14 protein-coding genes are annotated in these 15,767 nt (G+C 71.1%); 6 read left to right on the forward strand and 8 right to left on the reverse strand.

The features are described 5' to 3' along the window. Window position 1: 1 nt before the first annotated feature. The 5 genes from FHX46_RS26705 to ddaH form a co-directional block, all read right to left on the reverse strand. Window positions 2-1,024, reverse strand: a complete 1,023-nt coding sequence (locus tag FHX46_RS26705; RefSeq protein WP_167120439.1) for an NAD-dependent epimerase/dehydratase family protein — start codon at window positions 1,022-1,024, stop codon at window positions 2-4. Between the two features lie 3 nt (window positions 1,025-1,027). Continuing rightward, on the reverse strand, window positions 1,028-1,669 hold the full coding sequence (locus tag FHX46_RS26710; protein WP_167120441.1) for a PIG-L deacetylase family protein: 642 nt from the start codon (window positions 1,667-1,669) through the stop codon (window positions 1,028-1,030). After that, window positions 1,666-2,454: a sugar phosphate nucleotidyltransferase gene (locus FHX46_RS26715; protein WP_167120443.1), complete on the reverse strand. Its 789-nt coding sequence runs from the start codon at window positions 2,452-2,454 to the stop codon at window positions 1,666-1,668. The genes FHX46_RS26710 and FHX46_RS26715 overlap by 4 nt, the downstream gene beginning before the upstream one ends. Next, entirely contained in the window at window positions 2,451-3,689 is a 1,239-nt protein-coding gene (locus FHX46_RS26720) for a class I SAM-dependent methyltransferase (RefSeq protein WP_167120446.1), read from the reverse strand. Before FHX46_RS26720 ends, FHX46_RS26715 begins: the two co-directional genes overlap by 4 nt. A gap of 82 nt (window positions 3,690-3,771) precedes the next feature. Continuing rightward, a complete protein-coding gene (gene ddaH / locus FHX46_RS26725) occupies window positions 3,772-4,602 on the reverse strand; it encodes a dimethylargininase (protein ID WP_243871347.1) in 831 nt (276 codons plus the stop codon). 73 nt (window positions 4,603-4,675) lie between these two features. Here ddaH and FHX46_RS26730 point away from each other — a divergent pair, with 73 nt between their 5' ends. From FHX46_RS26730 to FHX46_RS26745, 4 genes are all read left to right on the forward strand, one after another. Then, window positions 4,676-5,122 (forward strand): Lrp/AsnC family transcriptional regulator, encoded by a 447-nt coding sequence (locus FHX46_RS26730; RefSeq protein ID WP_167100862.1) that lies wholly within the window; start codon window positions 4,676-4,678, stop codon window positions 5,120-5,122. Between the two features lie 7 nt (window positions 5,123-5,129). Continuing rightward, window positions 5,130-5,894: an enoyl-CoA hydratase gene (locus FHX46_RS26735; protein WP_167120449.1), complete on the forward strand. Its 765-nt coding sequence runs from the start codon at window positions 5,130-5,132 to the stop codon at window positions 5,892-5,894. A gap of 158 nt (window positions 5,895-6,052) precedes the next feature. Next, window positions 6,053-7,954, forward strand: coding sequence for a 2-oxoacid:acceptor oxidoreductase subunit alpha (locus FHX46_RS26740; RefSeq protein ID WP_167120452.1), 1,902 nt, complete (start codon window positions 6,053-6,055; stop codon window positions 7,952-7,954). Next, complete coding sequence (locus FHX46_RS26745) at window positions 7,951-9,015, forward strand: 2-oxoacid:ferredoxin oxidoreductase subunit beta (protein WP_167120455.1); 1,065 nt, start codon at window positions 7,951-7,953, stop codon at window positions 9,013-9,015. Before FHX46_RS26740 ends, FHX46_RS26745 begins: the two co-directional genes overlap by 4 nt. A 72-nt stretch (window positions 9,016-9,087) precedes the next feature. Here the strand turns inward: FHX46_RS26745 and FHX46_RS26750 are convergent, their stop codons facing one another. Both FHX46_RS26750 and FHX46_RS26755 read right to left on the reverse strand, forming a co-directional pair. Next, window positions 9,088-10,593, reverse strand: coding sequence for a sunset domain-containing protein (locus tag FHX46_RS26750; protein ID WP_167109615.1), 1,506 nt, complete (start codon window positions 10,591-10,593; stop codon window positions 9,088-9,090). Between the two features lie 113 nt (window positions 10,594-10,706). Continuing rightward, the gene (locus FHX46_RS26755) at window positions 10,707-11,726 is read right to left on the reverse strand and encodes a polyprenyl synthetase family protein (RefSeq protein ID WP_167120458.1); all 1,020 of its coding nucleotides are present in this window, start codon (window positions 11,724-11,726) and stop codon (window positions 10,707-10,709) included. Window positions 11,727-11,903: 177 nt separating this feature from the next. On the opposite strand from FHX46_RS26755, the gene FHX46_RS26760 reads away from it, so the two are divergent. Further along, complete coding sequence (locus tag FHX46_RS26760) at window positions 11,904-13,814, forward strand: MDR family MFS transporter (RefSeq protein WP_167120461.1); 1,911 nt, start codon at window positions 11,904-11,906, stop codon at window positions 13,812-13,814. Between the two features lie 125 nt (window positions 13,815-13,939). Beyond that, window positions 13,940-14,143, forward strand: coding sequence for a hypothetical protein (locus FHX46_RS26765; protein WP_167120464.1), 204 nt, complete (start codon window positions 13,940-13,942; stop codon window positions 14,141-14,143). Between the two features lie 61 nt (window positions 14,144-14,204). Here the strand turns inward: FHX46_RS26765 and nuoN are convergent, their stop codons facing one another. After that, window positions 14,205-15,767 (reverse strand): NADH-quinone oxidoreductase subunit NuoN, encoded by a 1,563-nt coding sequence (gene nuoN, locus FHX46_RS26770; protein WP_167120467.1) that lies wholly within the window; start codon window positions 15,765-15,767, stop codon window positions 14,205-14,207.

Consider the following 15,767-nt stretch of genomic DNA (forward strand, 5'->3'; position numbering starts at 1 on the left):
ATCAGGTGAACCGCAGGGAGTCGTCGACCACGCCGTCCTCGCGGTGCTGCTGGAGCCGGGCCAGCCGGGTGAAGCGCTGCTCGAACGCGCGCTGCGTGAGCCCGTACCGCTGGTACGCCTCGACCAGTTCGACCGCGCCGTCCTTGACCAGCCACTCGCAGGTGAAGCCGGGGACCGCCGCCCGGAACCGGGAGAAGTCGACCCGGTAGGACCGCGGGTCGGCCCCGGCCTCACCGGTGATCCGCAACCGTGAGCCGGGCACGGCCTCCACGACCTGCCCGGCGATCTCGGCCACGGTCACGTTGTTGCGTTCCGTGCCGATGTTGAACGCCTGGTCGTGCACCGCCTCCCGGGGCGCCACCAGCGCGGCGGCGAAGGCCCGCGCGATGTCCTGCGCGTGCACGAGCGGCCGCCACGGCGTGCCGTCGGAGAGCACCAGCACTTCCCCGGACAGGCACGCGTGCCCGACCAGGTTGTTCAGCACGATGTCCGCGCGCAGCCGCGGGGAGAACCCGAACGCGGTCGCGTTGCGCAGGTAGACCGGCGAGAAGCCGTCGTCGGCCATCGCGTGCAGGTCGTCCTCGACCAGCACCTTCGACTCCGCGTAGGGGGTCACCGGCCGCAGCGGCGCGTCCTCGGTCACCAGGTCCGCGCCACCGGAGGCGCCGTAGACCGAGCACGTGGAGGCGTACAGGAACCGCGACACCCCGGCGTCCTTCGCCAGCCGGGCCAGCCGGACCGCCGCCCGGTGGTTGATCTCGTAGGTCAGCTCGGGCGCGAGCGCACCCAGCGGATCGTTCGACAGCGCGGCCAGGTGGATCACCGCGTCCACATCGGACACCTGCGCGGGCGTGACGTCCCGCAGGTCGGTCCGGTGCCCGGGCGGGTCCTGCGGCGCCGGGCCGAGCACGCAGTCGTCGAACAGACCGGAGTCGAGCCCGGTCACCTCGTGACCGGCGGCGGTGAGCACCGGCGCCATCACCGTGCCCAGGTAGCCCTTGTGCCCGGTCAGCAGCACACGCATGGCTCAGCCCTCCAGCTGGAGACGCATCTTCTGCACGTGGAAGCCTTCCGCGTACCGCGCCTGGCATTCGATGCCGCGGATGCGGGCCAGCCCGAGGAACGCTTCCGAGTCGTACCAAGGACGATGTCGCTGCGAGGCGTAGTGCCGTTGCAGCAGTTCCACTTTTCTCCCGGCGAGTTCGTCCCGCAGCGGCACGTACGCGGTCGGCGTCTCGAGGTCGCCGTCCCACTTGACGATCTCGTAGCCGAGGGTGAGGTGCCCGCGGAACGCGGTCGGCACGAGTTCCGCCAGGCCGCGGTGGTCCTGGTGCGCGTCGCCGGTGCGGGGCGCGAGGATCAGGTCCGGATCGGTGCGGGACCGCAGGTCCTCCAGCGCGTTCTTCACCTCGTCCCAGTGCGCGGGCAGCCGCCCGTCCGGCGTCTTCAGCACCGTCACGTCGAGGTCCGCGCCCGGGCAGAACGCCGCGAGCGCGGACCGTTCCTCCTCCTCGCGCTCCGTGCCGCCGCCGGAGGAGATCAGGGCGTCCACCCGCAGCCCGGGACGGGCGAGGGTGAGCAGGGTGCCGCCCGCGCCGATCGCGATGTCGTCGCAGTGCGCGCCGAGCACGACGATCCGGCGGAGCCGGCCTGGGGTCAGTCCGATCACGCCGGCACTCGGTCCTTCTCCCACAGCGCCCACGGGCGCACCCCGCGCGTGTAGCCCTCGTCCAGGGCGAAGCGTTCCTTGACGGTGTCCGTCGGCTTCCAGAACCCGCGGTAGGGGTAGGCCAGCAGGCGGCCGCGCTTGGCGAGTTCGGCGCACCCGTCGGCGACCAGGTCACCGCCGGGCGGGATGTGGTCGAACACCTCCTGGCGCAACACGAAGTACCCGCCGTTCTCCCACAGCGGCATCTCGCTCACCGCGGTGATCGAGCCGACCAGGCCGCCCTCGTCCATCTCCACGCAGTGGAACGACGACTGCGGTGGCACGACCATCATCGACGCCCCCGCGTCGGTGGCGGCGAACCGCTCGATCATCGCCGGCAGCGGTGCGTCGGTGAGCACGTCGGCGTAGTTGGCGAGGAACATCTCGTCGCCGTCGAGGTGCTCGCGCACCCGGCGCAGCCGTTCCCCGATCGGCGATTCGATGCCGGTCTGCACGAACGAGATCGTCCAGTCCGCGATGTCGGTGGACAGCAGTTCCGCCCGGCCGCCGCGCAGCACGAAGTCGTTGGACGTGGTCTCGGAGTAGTTGAGGAAGAAGTCCTTGATGTGGTGGGCACCGTAGCCGAGGCAGAGGATGAACTCGGTGTGCCCGAAGTGCGCGTAGTAGCGCATGACGTGCCAGATCAGCGGCCGGGGACCGACCATGGCCATCGGCTTGGGCACGTCGGAGGCGGTGCCGCCGCGCATCCGCATTCCGTACCCGCCGCAGAACAGGACGACCTTCACGATGGGTTCACCTCGACGATTTCCAGGTGGGGTATGGGGAAGACCAGCCGCCCGCCCCACTCCCCGACGTAGGACAGTTGCCGGACCAGTTCGTCCCGGAGGTTCCAGGGCAGGACGAGGACGTAGTCGGGCCGGTCCGCGGCGATGCGGTCCGGCGGCAGGATGGGAATGCGCGTGCCGGGTGTGTACCGGCCGTGCTTGTACGGGTTGCGGTCGACGGTGTAGGCGAGCAGGTCCGGCCGGATGCCGCAGTGGTTGAGCAGGGTGTTGCCCTTGCCCGGTGCCCCGTACCCGGCCACCGTCGCGCCGTCGTCGGCCGCGTCGACGAGGAACCGCAACAGGTCGCGGCGCACCTTCGCCACCCGGGCGGCGAACTCGGTGTAGCCGGACAGCTCGTGCAGCCCGGCGGCCTTTTCCTGGGCCAGCACGTCGAGCACGCGCCGGCTCGGCTCCCCCGCGGCCTCCGCCGGCCGCGCCCACAACCGGATCGAGCCCCCGTGCGTCGGCAGCAGCTCGACGTCCACAAGGGACAATCCGCCGGAGGCGAGGGCGCGTTGCGCGGAAGCCACCGTGTAGTACTGGAAGTGCTCGTGGTAGATCGTGTCGTACTGGGTCTTCTCGATCAGCGTGAGCAGGTGCTGCACCTCGATCGACACCCAGCCGTCGTCGGCGGTCAGCGCCCGCAGGCCCTTCGTGAAGCCGACGACGTCCGGGATGTGCGCGTAGACGTTGTTGGCCACCACCAGATCCGCCGGGCCGTGCTCGTCGCGCACCCGCGCACCCGTTTCCGGGCCCAGGAACGCGGTGAGCGTGGGCACGCCGGCCGCGCGCGCGGCCTGGCCGACGTTCACCGACGGCTCCACGCCGAGACACCGGATCCCTTGCGCCACAACGTGCTTGAGCAGGTACCCGTCGTTGCTCGCGACCTCGACGACGAACGAGTCACCGTCCAGGCCCAGCCGGTCGACCGCGCCGGTGACGAACTTCCCCGCGTGGTCCACCCAGGACCGCGAATACGACGAGAAATACGCGTATTCGGTGAATGTTTCCTCCGGCGTGATCAACGGCGGAATCTGCGCGAGCCAGCAATCCGTGCACACCCGCAGGTGCAAGGGAAAGGTATTTTCCGACTCGTCCAGCTGTTGCGCGGTCAGGAACTTCTCGCACGGTGGCGTCGCGCCGAGATCAACGACGCTGGCCAGGTGGGTGGAACCGCAGAGCCGGCAAGAGGTCATGCCCCTGATTCGGGAGACACCGCGGAGCTGTTACAAATCCCGGACACATTTCCGGCGCCGAGCTCGAAATGAGACGCCGGAACTACTTGCGGATCTCCATGGTGCAGCACTTCGGGCCGCCACCGGCCTTGCGCAGTTCGGAGATGTCCACGTACACCGGTTCGTAGCCGTGCGCGGCGAGCCGCTCGCCCAGGCCGGTTGCTTCCCGCGGCAGGACGACGTTGCGGCCGTCGGACACCCCGTTGAGGCCGAAGCACTCGGCGTCGGCCGCGGTGGCGAGCACGGCGTCCGGGAACAGGCGCGCCAGGACGCGGCGCGACCCGTCGGAGAACGCTTCCGGGTAGTACGCGATCTGCGCCGGCGTGGTGTCGGTGGCCTCGCTGAGCACGAACAGCGCGGTGTCCAGGTGGTAGTAGCGCGGATCGATGAGCCGCAGGGACAGCACCGGCACACCGAGCACCTCCTGCGCCTCGGCGTGCGCGGCCGGGTCGGTGCGGAAGCCGGTGCCGGCCAGCAGCACGCGACCGGTCCAGGCGAAGTCGCCCTCGGCCTCGTTGACGTAGGAGGGCATAACGACGTCGCGGTAGCCGTGCTCGGCGAACCAGCGGCGGAAGTGGCCGGCCTCGGCGGCGCGCTGCGGTGCCCGGAACTTCGCGCCGAGCACCCGCCCGTCGACGACGGTGCCGGAGTTGGCGGCGAACACCATGTCCGGCAGGCCCGGCTGCGGCTCGATCTCCTCGACCGTGTGACCGAGGCGGCGGTAGGTGTCGCGCAGCTCCCGCCACTGCCGCATCGCGCACTCGGCGCTGACCGGCTGTGCCGGGTCCATCCAGGGGTTGATGGCGTAGTCGACCGCGAAGTACCGCGGCGGGCACATGAGGTAGCGGCGGGTGGTCGGTACCCGGGTCGTCATGTCTCAACGGTATGGCTCGATTCAGGGACAATCAATCGCTGTCCTTTGCTCACCGACCTGCTAAACATTGCGTGTGAACACCCTCGATCAGCAGATCGTTTCGTGCCTGGTGACGAATGCGCGCGCCAGCTACGCCGAGATCGGCAAGGTGGTCGGACTGTCCGCACCGGCGGTGAAACGCCGGGTGGACCGGCTGCTGGAGACCGGCGTGCTGCGTGGTTTCACGGCGGTGGTCGATCCGGAGGCGCTGGGCTGGGGCACCGAGGCGTTCGTCGAGGTGCACTGCCGGGGCAACGTCTCCCCGGCCCGCATCCGGGCGCGGCTGGAACCGCTGCCCGAGGTGGTCGCGGCCTACACCGTCACCGGGGCGGCGGACGCCATCGTGCACCTGCGGGCGGCCGACATCCACCAGCTGGAGATGGCCCTGGAGCGGGTGCGCGGGCTGGAGATCATCGACCGCACGGTGTCCACGGTGGTGCTGTCCCGGCTCCTTGAGCGCCCGCCCAACCCCGCGACATGATGGCTGGATGACCGAACGGATTGTGACCGAGCGGCACGGCGGGGTCGCCGTCGTCACCGTCGACGCCCCGGCGCGGCGGAACTCGCTCACGGTGGCGCTGTCCACCGAGCTCGCCCGGGCGGTCGGCGAGGCGGAACGGGACACGAAGGTGCACGCGCTGGTCGTCACCGGGACGCCGCCGGCGTTCTGCGCCGGTGCCGATCTCACCACGCTGGGCAGTGCGCGGGAGGAGGGCCTGCGGGCGGTCTACGCGGGCTTCCTGGCGGTGGCCCGGTCCACGCTGCCGACGATCGCGGCGGTGGGCGGCGCGGCGGTCGGCGCCGGTCTGAACCTCGCGCTCGCCGCGGACGTCCGGCTGGCCGGGCCGCAAGCGAAGTTCGTCCCGCGGTTCCTCGAACTCGGCCTGCACCCGGGCGGTGGGTTCACCTGGATGTTGCAACGCGCGGCGGGCATCCAGCGGGCGCGGGCGATGACGTTGTTCGGCCAGTCCCTCGACGCGGCCGCGGCCGAGGCGGCCGGCCTGACCCTGGGTACCGTGGACGGCGGCCACGACGACCTGCTGGCGGCGGCGCTGGAGCTGGCGGCACCGGCGGCGGAGGCGCCCCGGGACGTCGTGCTCGCCACGAAGTCCTCCCTGCGGCAGACCTCGACCATGGCCGAGCATTCCCGTGCCGTGGACACCGAGATCGAACCGCAGCTGAAGTCCCTGGATTCGCCCGCGTTCGCGGACCGGCTCGCCGCGATGCGGGCAGCGATCAGCCCGGCGAAGTAACTGTTACCATCGGTAGCAGGTAACCGGGATCACACCGCCGATCCACGACCGGAAATCGCTGCGCACAAACAACAAGTAAGGTGGAGGTATCGGCGAAAGTGTGCCCACGGCCACGTGTCGACGACACGACCGATCGGGAGAGAGGGATTCTCTGACCCATGAGCACGAGCACGAACGGCAACGGTGTGCTGTCGGCCAGCAGGCCCACTGAAGTCGCCAAACTGGACCGCGTCGTCATCCGGTTCGCGGGCGACTCCGGCGACGGCATGCAGCTGACCGGTGACCGGTTCACCTCCGAGGCCGCGGCGTTCGGCAACGACCTGGCCACCCTGCCGAACTTCCCCGCCGAGATCCGGGCACCACAGGGCACCATCCCGGGCGTCTCGTCGTTCCAGGTCCACTTCGCCGACTACGACATCCTCACCCCCGGCGACCGGCCGGACGTCCTCGTGGTGATGAACCCGGCCGCGCTCAAGGCGAACCTGCGGGACGTGCCCGCGGGCGGCACGATCATCGTCAACACCGACGAGTTCACCAAGCGCAACCTGACCAAGGTCGGCTACGGCTCCGACCCGCTCGAGGACGACACCCTGTCGGCGTTCCAGGTCCACAAGGTCGCCATGTCGACCCTGACCCAGGGCGCTCTGGAGGGCACCGGGCTGGGCAAGAAGGACGCCGAGCGCTGCAAGAACATGTTCGCGCTGGGCCTGCTTTCCTGGATGTACCACCGGCCGACCGAGGGCACCGAGGCGTTCCTGCGGGAGAAGTTCGCCAAGAAGCCGGACATCGCCGAGGCCAACATCCTCGCCTTCCGGGCGGGCTGGAACTACGGCGAGACCACCGAGTCGTTCGCCACGACCTACGAGGTGGCGCCGGCCAAGCTGGACAAGGGCACCTACCGGCAGATCACCGGCAACACGGCACTGGCCTACGGCATCGTCGCCGCCGGGCAGCGCGCCGGGCTGCCGGTGCTGCTGGGCACGTACCCGATCACCCCGGCCTCGGACATCCTGCACGAGCTGTCCCGGCACAAGAACTTCGGCGTGATCACCTTCCAGGCGGAGGACGAGATCGCCGGCATCGGCGCCGCACTGGGCGCCTCCTACGGCGGGGCGCTGGGCGTGACCTCGACGTCCGGGCCGGGCATCGCCCTGAAGTCGGAGACCATCGGTCTCGGCGTGATGCTCGAACTGCCGCTGGTCGTGATCGACGTGCAGCGCGGCGGCCCGTCCACCGGCCTGCCGACCAAGACCGAACAGGCCGACCTGTTGCAGGCGATGTTCGGCCGCAACAGCGAGTCGCCGCTGCCGGTCATCGCGCCGCAGTCCCCCGGGGACTGCTTCGCCGCGGCCCTCGAGGCCGCCCGGATCGCGCTGAAGTACCGGACGCCGGTGATGATCCTGTCCGACGGCGCCAACGCCAACGGCTCCGAACCGTGGATGATCCCGGACGTCGACCAGCTGCCCGACCTGTCGGTCGAGTTCGCCACCCGGCCCAACGCGGCCGACGGCTCGGGTGAGTTCTGGCCGTACGTGCGTGACCCGGAGACGCTGGCCCGCGCCTGGGCCGTGCCCGGCACGCCCGGTCTGGAGCACCGCATCGGTGGCCTGGAGAAGGCCGACGGCAAGGGCAACATCTCCTACGACCCGGACAACCACGACCACATGGTCCGGCTCCGCCAGGCCAAGATCGCCGGCATCGACGTGCCGGACCTGGAGGTCGACGACCCCTCCGGGGAGGCGCGGGTGCTGGCGCTGGGCTGGGGCTCGACCTACGGCCCGATCGGCGCCGCCGCCCGCCGGGTGCGCAAGCAGGGCATCCCGATCGCGCAGGCGCACCTGCGGCACCTCAACCCGTTCCCGCGCAACCTGGGCGAGGTCCTGGCGCGCTACGACAAGGTCGTGGTGCCCGAGATGAACCTCGGACAGCTCGCGATGCTGCTGCGCGCCAAGTACCTCGTGGACGTGCAGTCCTACACCAAGGTCGCCGGCCTGCCGTTCAAGGCCGAGGAACTGCAGCACGTCTTCACCGACATCATCGAAGGAGCGCTGACCCGATGACCGCCACCGACTTGGGCCTGCCCACCCTGGGCGGTCTGGACCTGGTGCCGACCACGGACGAGACCCAGAAGGCGAAGGACTTCAAGTCCGACCAGGAGGTGCGCTGGTGCCCGGGCTGCGGCGACTACGTCGTGCTCAACACGGTCCAGTCGTTCCTGCCCACGCTCGGGTTGAAGCGCGAGAACATCGTGTTCATCTCCGGCATCGGCTGCTCGTCGCGGTTCCCGTACTACCTCAACACCTACGGGATGCACTCGATCCACGGCCGCGCCCCGGCCATCGCGACGGGCCTCGCGACCACGCGGCCGGACCTGTCGGTGTGGGTGGTGACCGGTGACGGCGACGCGCTGTCCATCGGCGGCAACCACCTGATCCACGCGCTGCGGCGCAACGTCAACCTGAAGATCCTGCTGTTCAACAACCGGATCTACGGACTGACGAAGGGCCAGTACTCGCCGACGTCCGGGCAGGGCATGGTCACCAAGTCCACCCCGATGGGCTCGGTGGACACCCCGTTCAACCCGGTGTCGCTGGCGCTGGGCGCGGAGGCCACGTTCGTCGGGCGGGCGCTGGACAGCGACCGGAAAGGCCTGAGCGAGGTGCTCACCGCGGCGGCGCAGCACCGCGGATCCGCGGTCGTGGAGATCTACCAGAACTGCCCGATCTTCAACGACGGCGCGTTCGACGTGCTGAAGGACAAGGACGAGGCCGCGCACCGGCTCATCCCGTTGCGCGCCGGGGAGCCGATCCGGTTCGGCCCGGAAGCGGAGTACGGCGTGGTGCCGACCCGCTGGGGTGGGTTCGAGATCGCCAAGGTGGCCGAGGTGGGCGAGGAGAACGTGGTGGTCCACGACCCGTCGATCCAGGACACCTCGTACGCCTTCGCGCTGTCCCGGATCGGTGACCAGAACCTCAACCACACCCCGACCGGCATCTTCCGCCAGGTCAGCCGCCCCACCTACGACGACCAGGCCCGTGCCCAGGTCGAGCAGGCCCGCTCCGCGAAACCGGCGGACCTGCAGGCGCTGCTGACGGGCCGGGACACCTGGACGGTCGACTGAGGAACCCGCTGACGGCCCCGCGCGGATCCGCCGCGCGGGGCCCGGCGGTACCCGGCGGGCACGGCTGTCACCTCACAGCGGCCGGAACCCGACGCGCTCCGCGTCCTCGGCCGACCGGAACCACACCTCGGCCACCATCCGGCCGAACTGCGGCGACTCCTCCGTGCAGTACCGCAGGGCCGTCACGCTCGCCTTGACGGTGTACTCCTCGGACGGCTTCCCGCCGCCGGGCCGTGGCATCGCCGATCCGGGACCGAACGGCCCGGGCGGCACGGTGGACCCGGCGGTGTCGCCGTGGCTCCGGGCCCGCACAGCGGGGGCGCCGGCCGCCCGCGGGGTCGGCTCGAACAGGGAGCCGCTGCGGCCGCCCTCCTCCGGCTGCACCGGTTCGCGCCGCTCCACGGTCCGCATCGAGGGTCGCGGCGGCTCGACGGTGTGCGCCGGGCGCCGCGGTTGCCGCCGCGGGAGGACCTGGGTGGTCTCGGTGGCCGTCTCCTCGTCGGCGGGCCGCTCCGGCTCGTCACCGCCGAAGGCGTAGGCCGGCGGTTCCGGCGCGGCGAACGGCGTGAACCCGGACTCCTGGCCCCGCGCCGGCTCGGGCGCGGCGAACGGTGTGAACGCGCCCGGCTCCGCCTCGCGGGAGGGCTCCGGCGTGTGCCCGGGGTCGAACAGGGATCCCGGCTCCGGCTCCGGCGCCTCGTCCCGGCCGAACAGCGCCCCGCGGCCGGTTCCCGGCTCGTGCGCGCCACCCGGCTCGAACAGGGACCCGGCGGCCGGCTCCGCGGCTTCGTCCGGCTGGAACAGCGACCCGGCATCCGCGGCCTCATCGCGGTCGCCCCACCGCCCGGCCTCCCGGGTGTCCTCCCGGTCGAACAGCGGCCCGCTCCCGTCCTCGGACCGTGCCGCCGCGTCCGGCTCGGTGTCCGGCCGCGCGTGCGCCCCCCGCCGCGGCTGGGCGGCCTCGGCCTGGTCGCGCTCGAAGAGCGATCCGTGGCCCCGCTCGGCACCCGGCTGCCCGGAGGCCGCCTCGAATCCGGCCGGCCGGTCGAACAGCGAGCCGCCGAGCCCCTGGTCGGCCGCCTCCCGGCCCTGCTCGAACAGGGCACCCCGCTCGGCTGTCTCGTCCCGCGGCTCACCGGCCTGCTCGTGGCCGCCGGCGAACCGCGCGCCGCGCCGAGCGGACTCGTCGTCCCGCCCGAACGCGTCGAACACCGTCGTCGCGTCGACGCGGGGTTCGGGGTCGAACAGCGAGTCGTCGTCGATTTCGGAACCCGGCTGGTACCCGGGACGCCCGGCGAGGCTGTCGCGCTCCAGCCAGGACGTCCGGGGGTGGTGCGGCTCCTCCGGTGCGGGCTCCTCCGCGCCGACCGGCTTCTTCCGCGCAGCCGGTGCCGACACCGGGTCGCGGTCCACGGCTCGCGCCGGTTGCGCGGCACGCGCGTTCTGCGCGTCGAGCAGGCGGCGCTCCAGGTGCCGGCTTCTCGCCTGGGCCGGCCGGGCCAGGAACAACCAGGTCAGCAGCACCCCGACCACGAATGCCGCCGCGCTCCAGAGCCAGACCTGTCCGAAGAGGGACATCCGTGCTGCCCTTCCTTTCCTACCGCGCGGTTACCACTCTCAGTGACGCCGCACCGGCTCGAGCATGACGCGGCCGGCCCGCCCGTCGTCAACCGCGGCCGGTCCGGCGATCGTCACCGGGTCCGCGCGACCAGGTAGTTCGCGACGGACTCGCACGCGTCCCGCGCGGGCCCGGCGGGCAGGGAGGCCAGCTCGGTCCTCGCCTGCTGAGCGTAGTCCGACAGGGTGCCCATGGCGCGGTCCAGGCCGCTGGAGGACCGCAGCAGCGTCAGGGCCTCCTCGACCAGGTCGTCGTCGGTGACGGGGCCGTCCAGCAGCTCGACCAGGCGCGGGTCGGTGTCCGGGTCGGCCAGCGCGTACAGCATCGGCAGGGTCCGCACGCCTTCCCGCAGATCGGTGCCCGGCGTCTTGCCGGACTCGTGGGACGGCGAGGCGATGTCGATGATGTCGTCGGAGATCTGGAACGCGGTGCCGACGATCTCGCCGAACCGCTGCATCGCCCCGATCGCCTCGGGCTTCGCACCGGACATCATCGCCCCGAAGCGGCCGGACGTGGCGATCAGCGAACCCGTCTTCTGGGCGATGACGCTGAGGTAGTGCTCGACCGGGTCGTCGCCCTCGCCCGGGCCCACGGTCTCCCGCATCTGGCCGGTGACCAGCTCGCTGAAGGTCTCGGCGAGGATGCGCGCGGCGTCGGTGCCCAGGTCGGACACCAGCCGCGAGGCGTGCGCGAACAGGAAGTCGCCGGTCAGGATGGCGATGCTGTTGGTCCAGCGGGCGTTGACGCTGGGCGCGCCCCGGCGCATCGTCGCCTCGTCCATGACGTCGTCGTGGTACAGGGTGGCCAGGTGCACCAGTTCGACGGCGGCCGCGGCGATCACGACGTCTTCGTGGTTGCCCTCGCCGAACTCCGCGGCGAGCAGGGTCATCAGCGGACGGAAGCGTTTGCCCCCCGCCTCGACCAGGTGCGACGCGGCGTCGTGGACGGCGCGCACCTCGCTGCGGGCGGTCTCGCGCAGCAGCTTCTCGACGTCCTCGAGGCCGGCGGCCAGCGTGCGCAGCAGCTGCTCATCGGCGATCCGCAGGCCCACGCTCCCGCGCAGCTCCTCGATCGTGCTACCCCGGTGCCGCACTGACACGTTGTCCGCCCTCTCCGCACTTGCATGACCGGTCCTCACCAGCGTAATGGCTGGCCCCGGGGCGTTCGTGGGCCCATTGCGAACCGTCCCGGTGATGCCGGTGACAACCGGCCCCACACCATTGGGTGAGGCGGCCCGCGGGCCGCTCTGACCAGCACTAACGTTCGCCGGGTGAGCAGCAGGAGGGCCCGGAACACCATCGTCGCGGCGATCATGCTCGGGATGCTGCTGGCCGCGCTCGACCAGACGATCGTGTCCACGGCGCTGCCGACCATCGTGGCCGATCTCGGCGGCGCGAACCACCTGTCATGGGTGGTCACGTCGTACCTGCTCGCCGAGACGATCATGACGGTGCTGATCGGCAAGTTCGGCGACCTCTACGGGCGCAAGCCCGCGTTCCTGGCCGGTGTGGTGCTGTTCCTCGCCGGGTCGTTCCTGTGCGGCTGGGCGCACTCGATGGTCTGGCTGGTGGCGTTCCGGGCGTTGCAGGGTCTGGGCGCGGGCGGGCTGATGGTCACGGCGGCCGCGGTGATCGCCGACGTCGTGCCGCTGCGGGAACGCGGCAAGTACCAGGGCGCGATCGGGGCGGTGTTCGGCGTCGCGACGGTGGCCGGACCGCTGCTCGGCGGGCTGTTCGTGGACCACCTGAGCTGGCGGTGGGCGTTCTACGTGAACGTGCCGCTCGGGGTCTTGGTGCTGGTCGTGGCCGCCGTGGCGCTGCCGACGGTCCGGGCCGCGGTGCGGCCGCGCATCGACTACCTGGGGATCATCCTCATCGCACTCGCGTCGACCGGGTTGACCCTGGTGACGAGCTGGGGCGGGACCGAGTTCCCGTGGGCGTCACCGGTGATCCTCGGGATGGCGGCCGGCTCGGTCGTCCTGCTGGCCCTGTTCGTGCTGGTGGAACTGCGCGCGGCGGAACCGATGCTGCCGATGCGGCTGTTCCGCGGCCGGGTGTTCTCGGTGGCCGGCATCCTGAGTTTCGTCGTCGGGTTCGCGATGCTCGGTGGCATCACCTACCTGCCGACCTACCTCCAGCGGGTGCAGGGCGCGAGCGCCACCGAGTCGGGCCTGCGGATGCTGCCCCTGGTCGTCGGCATCATGATCACGGCGATCGCCAGCGGCGCCGTGATCAGCCGCACCGGACGCTACCGCGCGTTCCCCATCGCCGGGTCGCTCGTGCTGGCGCTGGGCTTGTTCCTGCTCTCACACCTGGGCGTCTCGACGAGTTTCTGGGTCACCTCGGCGTACATGGTCGTGCTGGGTCTCGGGCTGGGCTGCACGATGCAGGTGCCGACGATCGTCGTGCAGAACACCGCGGACTACGCCGACCTCGGGGTGGCGACCTCCGGGGTGAGCTTCCTGCGGACGCTGGGGAGTTCGTTCGGCGTCGCGGTGTTCGGCACGATCTACGCGAACAACCTGCCGCCCCAGCCGTCCACGGAGTCCTATGTGGATGCGATCCGGACGATGTTCCTGGTCGCTTCGCCGGTCGGGCTGCTCGCGCTGCTCGTGGCGTTGTTCCTGAAGGAGGTTCCGCTGCGCGACCCCTCGAAGGCGCTGGCGTCGGGCAACAGCGGTGTCGGCGAAGGCTTCGCGGTACCGGGCTCGGGCGACTCGCGACAGGAGCTGGAGAAGGTCGTGGCCGCGGTGTGGTCGAAGCGGAAGACCGACCCGGGACCGGAGATCCTCGCCCGCTCGGGGGTGCCGCTGAACTACGCGCAGGCGTGGATGCTCGCGCAGATCTACCGGCACAGCGTCGACGACGGCGACGCCACGTTGCAGGAGATCGCCGCGGAAACCGGTGTCCCGGCGGGGATCTTCGCGCCCACCGCGGTGCAGCTCGTGGACGCGGGGCACCTCGCCGAGGCGGACGGGCACTTCACGTTCACCGGTTCCGGCAGCGAAACCTTCGCCCGGCTGGTCGGCGCCTGGCGGCTGTGGGTGCTGGACAACGTCACCGGCTCGGACGCCGCCGCGGGACGGGACCTGACGGCCTGCGTGGACGCCATCGCGACCCAGCTGATCAGCAACAGCCGCTCGCTCACGCCGCCGCGCCGGCACGCCGCATCGGTCGGCTAGCACGCTGGTCCGACAGAATCGGCCGCACGCGGGGAAACTCCCCGGCTTCGTCCACATGCCGCTCAACCATCCACAGAATGTGGTTCTTTTTCCCGCTCCGCGACTTCACCGGGCATGCTCGAGACATGACCGGACGAACCGTTTCCCACCGCCGCACCAGCAACCGGGCCACCCGGCCGGCCTTCGACGAGGCCCGCGAGCACGGCCTCGCCCGCCGGCACCTCCGCAAGCTGATCCGGCTGGCGCAGAACAACCCCTGCCGTTGCCGCGGAGTCCACCGGCACGCCTGTTCCTCCGTCGACGTGGTGCACGCGCTGGACTCCGCTTGACCGCGGACACGGAAGTGCCCTCCGGCCCGGACGGGCGGAGGGCACTTCCGGAGGCCCTGCGTCAGAAGGCGAAGGCCCCTGCCCCCGCCCAGTCGAGCGCGAACGCGGGGGCGACACCGAGCAGCAGGGTGATGATCACGCCGAGCGTGATCGCCGCGGTGGTGAACGCGCCCGGCACCGTCACCGTGGGTCCGTCGGGAGCCGGTTTGGAGAAGTACATGAGCACGACCACCCGCAGGTAGAAGAACGCCGCAACGGCGCTGAACACCAGCGCGATCACCACCAGCGGCGCCATGCCGTCCCGCAGCGCCGCCGAGAACACGACGAACTTGCCGACGAACCCGCTGGTGAGCGGGATCCCGGCCAGAGCGAGCAGGAGGAAGGTGAACACCCCGGCCAGCACGGGCGACCGCTTGGCCAGGCCGGCCCACGCGGACAGGTGCGTGGCCTCGCCCTTGGCGTCGCGCACGAGGGAGACCACCCCGAAGGCGGCGAGCGTGGTGAAGCCGTAGGCCAGCAGGTAGAACAGGGTTCCGGACAGGCCCTGGCCGGTCATCGCGAGCACGCCGACGAGCAGGAAGCCGGCGTGCGCGATGGACGAGTAGGCGATCATGCGCTTGACGTCGGTCTGGGTCAGGCCGAGCACGGCGCCGACCGCCATCGAGATGATCGCGACCGCCCACAGCACGCCGCGCCACTCCCAGCTGGTCGACTCGAACCCGACGGTGAGCACCCGCAGGATGCCGCCGAACGCGGCGACCTTCGTGCAGGCCGCCATGAAGGCGGTGACCGGGGTCGGCGCGCCCTGGTAGACGTCCGGCGTCCACGTGTGGAACGGGCCGACCGAGCCCTTGAACAACAACCCGACCACGAGGAGACCCATGCCCGCGAACAGCAGCAAGTCCGAACGATCCGAGCCCGCCGCCGCGCCGGCGATGTCGGCCAGCTTCACCGAACCCGCGTAGCCGTACAGCAATGCGAGCCCATAGAGGAAGAACGCCGACGAGAACGCCCCGAGGAGGAAGTACTTGACCGCCGCCTCTTGCGACAGCAGGCGCCGGCGCCGGGCCAGGCCGCACATCAGGTACAGCGGCAGGCTCAGCACCTCGAGCGCGATGAACATGGTGAGCAGGTCGTTGGCCGCGCAGAACGTCATCATCCCGCCCAGCGCGAACAGCGCCAGCGGGAAGACCTCGGTCTGCATCCCCGTGGAGCCGACCTGGGCCCGGTCCTGCACAGTGCCCGGCCGGATGGCGGCCTGCGCGACGAACGCCCCGCCGGGCTCGACCGAACGGTCCGCGATCAGCAGGATCGCGGGCAGCGCGAGCGCGAGCAGCGTGCCCCACAGGAACAGCGCCGGCTTGTCGACCGACACGGCACCGCTGAGCGTGGTGAGACCCCGAACGGGCGAGCCGCTGACGTACACCGCGAGCGCGATCCCGGCGGCGGCGAGCCCGGCGAGGCTGAGCAGCACCTGCGACGGCCACCGCATGTGCCGGGGCAGGAACGCCTCGAACAGCACGCTGACGCACGCCGCGCCGAGCACGATCAGCACGGGCAGGATCGCGCCGTAGTCGATGTGGGGTGCGGAGATGTGCCCCTGCTGGGCCAGAATCCCGGGCAT

Source organism: Amycolatopsis viridis, from assembly GCF_011758765.1.
Taxonomy (GTDB): domain Bacteria; phylum Actinomycetota; class Actinomycetes; order Mycobacteriales; family Pseudonocardiaceae; genus Amycolatopsis_E; species Amycolatopsis_E viridis.

Excerpts from the sequence above, each read along its gene's own strand:
- FHX46_RS26705 (WP_167120439.1), bottom strand. The coding sequence starts at position 1,024 with ATGCGTGTGCTGCTGACCGGGCACAAGGGCTACCTGGGCACGGTGATG.
- FHX46_RS26720 (WP_167120446.1), bottom strand. The coding sequence starts at position 3,689 with ATGACCTCTTGCCGGCTCTGCGGTTCCACCCACCTGGCCAGCGTCGTT.
- ddaH (WP_243871347.1), bottom strand. The coding sequence starts at position 4,602 with ATGACGACCCGGGTACCGACCACCCGCCGCTACCTCATGTGCCCGCCG.
- FHX46_RS26735 (WP_167120449.1), top strand. The coding sequence starts at position 5,130 with ATGACCGAACGGATTGTGACCGAGCGGCACGGCGGGGTCGCCGTCGTC.
- FHX46_RS26740 (WP_167120452.1), top strand. The coding sequence starts at position 6,053 with ATGAGCACGAGCACGAACGGCAACGGTGTGCTGTCGGCCAGCAGGCCC.
- FHX46_RS26745 (WP_167120455.1), top strand. The coding sequence starts at position 7,951 with ATGACCGCCACCGACTTGGGCCTGCCCACCCTGGGCGGTCTGGACCTG.
- FHX46_RS26750 (WP_167109615.1), bottom strand. The coding sequence starts at position 10,593 with ATGTCCCTCTTCGGACAGGTCTGGCTCTGGAGCGCGGCGGCATTCGTG.
- FHX46_RS26765 (WP_167120464.1), top strand. The coding sequence starts at position 13,940 with ATGACCGGACGAACCGTTTCCCACCGCCGCACCAGCAACCGGGCCACC.
- nuoN (WP_167120467.1), bottom strand. The coding sequence starts at position 15,767 with ATGCCCGGGATTCTGGCCCAGCAGGGGCACATCTCCGCACCCCACATC.